Origin of the sequence: Dyella sp. AD56 (assembly GCF_002878475.1) — a bacterium.
GTDB lineage: Bacteria > Pseudomonadota > Gammaproteobacteria > Xanthomonadales > Rhodanobacteraceae > Dyella.
Genome location: NZ_NRDP01000044.1, coordinates 1 through 6,792 on the forward strand (window position 1 = coordinate 1; position 6,792 = coordinate 6,792).

Genomic DNA, 6,792 nt, shown 5'->3' on the forward strand with positions numbered 1-6,792 from the left:
GTCTCGCTGCTGGTCACGCCAGGACGTACGCCGGTATCGACCTCTTCACGCTTGATCCATTCCAGCAACGTCTGCGGCACGCAGCCAATCTTCGGGGCAATCGATTCGACCGCCGCCCACAGCGACGGATACTCTCCGCGATGCTCTTGCACCATGCGCACAGCGCGCTCACGGATCTCAGGTGAGAACTTGTTTGACTTCTTCATGGCTCCATCTTCTCAAGAGTTGGAGCCTCCACCAATCCCGGGGCGATTCAGTTTGCTTGAGTCTATCAGTACATCGACGGTATTTCGATTCACCCTTATAACTACGGGCGCGGTTTGGGGAGTAACACGCCCGAAGCTTCTCTCGCGTGGGTGGGAGAGGTACATGAAGTTATGTCCAGGGCCGCGGGTAAGGACGAGAAGGTCTACATCACGGAGATTGGCTGGCCATCGCACGATGTCGGTTATGACGAGGACGTCGTTGCAGCTTATCTAAGTAGGTATTACCTGCTCGCTAGGTCTAAGCCCTATATCAATGGGGTGTGGTGGTATGACCTCTATGACGATGGAACGGATTCATCTAACCGCGAACACCGCTTTGGCCTGATTGATCGCGCTGGTCGGGAGAAGCCCACTTTTCGGTCCTTTGCATCGACAAGTCGACTTCTACGCGATACGAGGAGTGTCGAGTTGGACGATAAGGGTGATTCCGTGCAAATTCGCCTTCATGGTGAAAAGAAGCGGATCGTCTACTGGTCAGCTATATCCATTCCTGGACAGAAGAGACCGCTCATTGACTACATGGGTTCGGCCGCCCCAGTGATCGGGAGCTATGATGGGAGTCTGCCCGCGGTTTCCAATCGACAGCAGTTCGATTTGGTGGCTCCCAAGTCACCCGTGCCCATCATGTGGTCGCCATAATGGGCATCAGGAATGGGCGATCCCCCGCGCTTACAGGAAAAGAGCGGCAACGGGATTTGAAGGTTTTAAATGTAGCCGAGACCATCAAGGGCGGGGTTGCCACCTATCTTGCGGGATTGGAGGCCGGACAGGCGGCCTTGGGTTGGGAATGCGCATACCTGATACCGGGAGCGCAGTCTGAATCCTTGAAGGCTGAGCGAGTGTTCGCCCATGACGGCTCGCGGTCCCCGGCAGGTTTGCTCAGGCTGGCAATACGAACCATAGCGATGCAAAAGAGATACAGAGCTGACGTTGTTTTCGCGCACAGTTCCTTCGCTGGTGCCGCGCTTTGCCTGGCCAGACCTTTTTTGGGTCGAGGGGTGAAGACGCTCTATTGTCCGCATGGTTGGGCAATGTTCAGAGAAATGGCGGGTTGGAAGCGCAGTTTGATTGGGTTGATCGAGCGATCAATGTCCTTCGTTCCAACTCGTGTGATCAACATTTCCCAGTTTGAGCACGATACGGTCTTGGCACGAGGCTTCGCCAAACGATGTGTTCTGATCCCAAATGCCGTGGCAGACGTATCGGACCGCCGAATAATTGGATCATCCGAATCAGGCCGGTTGCGGGTTCTCTTCGTAGGGCGATTCGATCGTCAGAAAGGGCTGGATACCCTTATTGAAGCCATTCGTCTTCTCGACAGGGATAGGGTCAATCGTTTGCACTTTGATCTTGTGGGTGAGAGTGTACTTGGCGACGGCACCCATGCAGTCGGTGACCTTCTGCCTCACGTAACGCGTCACGGATGGCTTACTGGTAAAGCCCTTCAGGAACGCTATGCGGAAGCGGACATCTTGGTTATGCCGTCTCGCTGGGAGGGTTTCGGACTCTGCGCTATCGAAGCGTTGCGCGCGGGCACACCCGTGCTGGCGCGGCGAGTCGGCGCGCTATCAGAGATCGTGACGCATGGCGTCGATGGCTTCTTGTTTGATGGAGGAGCGAAGGAACTACGCGACGCGCTCATGAACCTGGATGCAGCGCAACTGCAGGCCATGAGAGTCGCAGCCCGTATGACGTTCGAGTCTCGTTATCGTCTAGACCGCCTTCACCGGCAGTACCGAGAAATGTTCGCGAGGCTAGGGACAGCAGTGAGCGTCGACAGTGCAAGAGGACGCGCGCCATGGTGACCTTGAATGGGCGCGACAGATGCATCGTTATCGTTCTTCTTGTTTTCGTTGTGGCTGTGCTAGCAACGATCTTTTCTTCTCTTGTGCCCATTTTTTGGCACGAGAAGCTGTACATTGATGGACTGACCATCATCGATAGCACACCAAGCCTCGAGCCGTTTGGAAGCTCTTTCAATGCAGCCGCTGTCTTTCTGCGCCCGTGGATTGCGATAGCTTCTGCATTTGGCGGTCAGATATCCAATTACGGCTCGCACTATGACATCGGCTTGCTTATTACCAATGGCGTCTTTGGCGTCACGGTGCTGGTGGTGTTCTCCTGGTTCGCGCTCCGATACAAGCCCACTTTCACGCTGAACAATCTCATGGCCGTTGGTGCGGTGATGGTCTTGCTTGCGCCTTTTTATTTTTGCGTGACAAAGGAACTAATCAGCTTACTTGGATCGGTGCTTCCGCTGGCTATGTGGTCGCGGAGAAGCGACAAAGGTGGCTTGGGAATTGCCCTCTATGTTGTCTCGATGACGTTTCTGGGCACCTACTTCCGGGCCTATTACCTGCTCTACGCTGTCGTGCTGTGCGTCAATCTCGTGGCGATGCGCCGCTTGTCGCTAGCGGTCATTGTCTACGGCAGTGCGCTGGTCGCGGTGTTCGTGCTTTTTAGACACTTGCCGTGGGACTTGCTGACCAAGGGACGTGCCGAGTATCTCGAGGGCGTGTCCGCCAGTCGCATCGAATACGATCTGCCCGACGATGGCTTCGTTGGATTCGTCGGCAATCGCCTGCTAGCGTTCCTGACGATGTTGTTTCCGGTCAACTTAGCATTGCGATCGCCTGCATACGTGCCTTTCATCCTGATGCAAATATGGATCAGCGTGCGCATGATCGGTTTGCTGAAAGCCCGGGCGGCCGGCGTGATTGGCTTTGCGAACCATGCCGTCCTGGCATTCACCATGGTGCAGGCGATATTCGAGCCGGACTACGGATCCTATTTCCGGCACCGGGTTGGGCTTTTGCTCCTTATGCTGCTGATGCTTTGCCGTTTCTCCAAGATTCCGCAACGGCCGGCTATTCAATTGCCTGCCGTGCCACCCCGGCGTTCGTTGATGCCTGGTCGGATGGCGAATGGTTCGATGCATTCCGCGCAGGCATGAATACGCTCTGGCGCTTTGTAACGGCGTTCGGGGATGTGGCCATGCTTGTGCCGTGCGCTTTTCTAATGCTGATTGCGCTAGCGGTTCCGGTTGCGACGCGTCCACAGGCCCGTGGCTGGCTGCTGCTCTGCGTAGCCGTCGTAGGGGTTACCGCCTGTAGCAAGTTCCTTTTCATGGCGTGGGGCTTGGGTGTCTCTACGATCGATTTCACCGGACTGAGCGGGCATTCGGCGGTGTCCGCGGTCGTCTGGCCTTCACTTTTGGCATTGGTAGGAGCCATGGTAAATCCCATGTGGCGCGTTCCGAGCATGGTCGCTGGGTTCGGCCTCGCACTCTCTATCGGCCTGTCGCGGCTAGAGCTTCATGCGCACTCCGCATCCGAGGTGGTATCGGGCTTGCTGGTCGGTGCCGTACCAACGCTGGTGTTCCTGGTTCGCTGGGGAGCGCATTGGCGATGGCATGGGCGCGCCTGCTGGATCATTCCCATCATTCTGTGCGTTATCGTTCTGACGCATGGCGAGCGCTTTCCTTCACAGAAATGGCTGAAGGACGCGGCAGCCCGCGTCAACGCCGACCACAAGGCGCATGTGCGCCAGCGCGCCGGTACGTAAATCGGGCGAATCCCGCGAAAGGCTCAGTGGTACATCAAGTTGATGGTCACCAGCGTCAGCACCAGAACCAGCGCCGTGAGTGGTAAGCCCACGCGCAGGAAATCCTTGCCGCGATAACCGCCCGGGCCCGCCACCATCATGAGCGCCGGATGGCCGGAGCTCAGCAGGAAGGTGTTGGACGAGGAGACGGCCACGATCAGCGCGTAGGCCGACGGGTTGTTGCCGGTAGCGATCGCGACGCTGATTGCAACGGGCACCATCATCACGGTGGCGCCCACGTTGGACATCACCTGCGAGAAAAGCAGCGTGAGGATGGCCAGCGCCAGCTGCAGTACCCAGTGGTTGGTGTGACCCAGATGCTGCAACACCACCTGCGCGATCCATGCGGCGGCGCCAGTGGCGTCCATCGACCAGCCCAGCGGAATCAGGCAGGCGGTGACGAAGATGGTTTTCCAGTTGATCGCCTTATACGCCTCGTCCATGTTCAGCACGCCGGTGAGCAGCATGCCGATGGCGCCGGTCATCATGGCCACGGACAGGTCGAGATGAGTGAACAGGGCCAGGCACTTGGCTAGCAGAAAGAAGCCCACGGCCTGCCAGATCTTGCCGGGGCGCTGTTCTTCTTTCGGAATGTCAGTAACCACGACAAGGTCGCGGTCTTCCGTGGCTAGCGCCAGGTCGCGCCAGCTGGAATGCAGCACCAGCGTGTCGCCCGCGCGCAGGCTCACCGAGCGCACGTCGTCGCGATATACTTGGTCGCCGCGGTTCACCGCCAACACCGAAATGCCGTAGCGCTTGCGCAGTCGTAGTTCGCCAACGGTCTGTTTGAGGAAGCGCGAACTCGGCGGGATCACCGCTTCGGAAATACCGGCGCGTGAGGGGTTGAACAGCTCGCCCAACTGCCGCATGCGTGGCGAGAGCTTGCATAGCTGATTGTTGGCGAACTGATTCAATTGATCGCGCGGCCCGAGCACACCGAGTACCGAGCCCACCCAGATTATGTGGTCCGCCGGTGGCGCCATGCGTGAGTCGTTGCCGCTCTTGATGGCGAGGATCAGCGGCGCGCCGTACAACTGCTCCACCTCGCCAATGCTCATGCCTACCAGCGGGCTTTCCGCCGTCACCGTAAGTTCGGCGGTCTCGCCGACGATGCCATAGGTGTCAGCGAAATAGCTCTCCGTGCGGCCCGGCGTGACCTTGAGGCGCTCGTCCTCACGTTCCGGCAGGAGCTTCTTGCCGAAGAAATAGAAAAAGCCGACGCCTGCGAGGGCGAGCACGAGGCCGACCGGCGTGACGCTGAACAGGCCGAACTTCGGGATCGTGTGCGCACCCGCCGGCAGGTTGGCGTTCGAACTGGCCACCAAGTCATTCAGCACGATCAGCGGCGAGTTGGCGATTAGCGTGGTGTTGGTGGCGGTAAGGATGCAGAACGCCATCGGCAGCAGCAGCCGCGAGATCGGCACACCAGTACGGGCGGCAAGACGGCTCGTGACCGGGATCATCAGCGCCGCCAGCGCCTGACTGGGAATCACCGCGCTGAACAGGCTGGTGACGAGGTTGATCACCACGCCCAGGCGCGATTCCACGCCACGGGCCATGCGCATCACGAAGCTCGCCGTGAGCGTGAGCACGCCAGCGCGATCCAGCCCCGCGCCCATGATCATGATGGCAATGATGGCGATGACCGCGTTACCGGCAAAGCCATTGAACACGCGGTCGGAAGGAATGAGTCCGGTGAGGCCGATCACGACCACCACCAGCAGAGCCACCATGTCAGCGCGGATCCACTCCAGCACCAGCATCAGCATGGTGAAGCCCACGAGCCCCAGCACCAGGATCATTTCGGGGGTGAGGGCGAGTCCCACTAGCGAACGCCCCTTGGCTGGGCGTCTTGGCGGCGACTGGATGTGGGCAGTGGGAACTTCACGCTGCGACGACTCGTCCCTGTTTGAGACGTGAGTATAAGCGTGTCGTGCGGCGGTCTGGTGAACCTAGGCTGCAATGTGGAACGTGGTGGTGTTTTGTTTGTTGGTTTGTGAGGCGAGTGGTTGCGCAGTGCTGCTTGTTTTCTCCCTCTCCCTTCCGGGGAGAGGGTTGGGGTGAGGGGTGGGTGCTCGCCTCGTGGCTTCATCTTTAGCGGTCATCCCGGCGTAGGCCGGGATCCAGTAACGTTGCGCTCGGTTGTCGCGTATCGGCGATCTGGCCGCCTACGCGGCGGGCGTTTCACCCTCCTGCCGGAGGGCGAGTTACTTTTCTTTGCTTGCCCAAAGAAAAGTAACCCAAAGAAAGGGCACCCCGGATGAGGCGCCTTCCGGGCTATCGCCCTCCAGGTACGCGTGCGGGTTCCGGGCTTTTCGACGGGGCTTCCTGCCCCGGCGAAAAGTGGCTGGCATCCGTGCCAGCCACCCCTGCGGGGCCTTCTCTCCACCCGCACGCCGCCTCATACGGGGCCCTGGTAGATCAAAAGCACCAAGCGGACGGCTCGCGCAGCTTTGCTGCACATCGCATCGCGGCAGGCCTCGTTGCTCTTGCTCTAAGTGCACAAGGTCAAGGCAGGAGAGGAAGACGATACCGTTCAATGGCAAGTTCTCCACAGCTGTCGGAAAAGCGTAGCGTCTGCTTTACCTTACCCCAGTGGTGGGGAAGCGTAGCGCTCCCTTTACCTAGCCTCGGCGGTAGGAAAGCGTAGCGTCTTCCTTCCCTGGCCTCAGGGGTAGGGAAGCGTAGCGAAGCCTGCTTTAAGTCCTCTCCGCATCGGCGCGTTGCGAAGCGCTTGGAAGTACCCGCTGTGTTGAGGCGAAGGTGGCCAAGCAACACGATTCCTCAGCCGTTCGGGCTTATCCCATCGAAATGCCGCGGGCGTTGGCTTTACGGCCATTTTCTTTGGGTTACTTTTCTTTTGGGCCAGCAAAAGAAAAGTGACTCGAGCGTCCCACGGGGACTAGCTTCGCGTCGTCGGCAT

The 6,792-nt window shown here is 58.9% G+C and carries 4 protein-coding genes and 1 pseudogene; 3 read left to right on the top strand and 2 right to left on the bottom strand.

Features of this window, described 5'->3' with window-relative positions; genetic code table 11:
* A pseudogene (locus tag DyAD56_RS23285) lies at positions 1–206 on the bottom strand (IS3 family transposase); the annotation flags it as partial.
* A 698-nt stretch (positions 207–904) separates the two neighbouring features.
* On the opposite strand from DyAD56_RS23285, the gene DyAD56_RS23295 reads away from it, so the two are divergent.
* The 3 genes from DyAD56_RS23295 to DyAD56_RS23775 all read left to right on the top strand — a co-directional run bounded on the left by DyAD56_RS23295 (position 905) and on the right by DyAD56_RS23775 (position 3,830).
* Entirely contained in the window at positions 905–2,071 is a 1,167-nt protein-coding gene (locus tag DyAD56_RS23295) for a glycosyltransferase (protein WP_102305222.1), read from the top strand.
* Complete coding sequence (locus tag DyAD56_RS23300; protein ID WP_146010613.1) at positions 2,065–3,219, top strand: hypothetical protein; 1,155 nt, start codon at positions 2,065–2,067, stop codon at positions 3,217–3,219. Before DyAD56_RS23295 ends, DyAD56_RS23300 begins: the two co-directional genes overlap by 7 nt.
* Before the next feature lie 290 nt (positions 3,220–3,509).
* Positions 3,510–3,830, top strand: a complete 321-nt coding sequence (locus DyAD56_RS23775) for a hypothetical protein (RefSeq protein WP_146010614.1) — start codon at positions 3,510–3,512, stop codon at positions 3,828–3,830.
* Between the two features lie 23 nt (positions 3,831–3,853).
* On the opposite strand, the gene DyAD56_RS23310 is transcribed toward DyAD56_RS23775, so the two are convergent.
* Entirely contained in the window at positions 3,854–5,671 is a 1,818-nt protein-coding gene (locus DyAD56_RS23310) for an SLC13 family permease (RefSeq protein ID WP_102305225.1), read from the bottom strand.
* Positions 5,672–6,792: the final 1,121 nt, after the last annotated feature.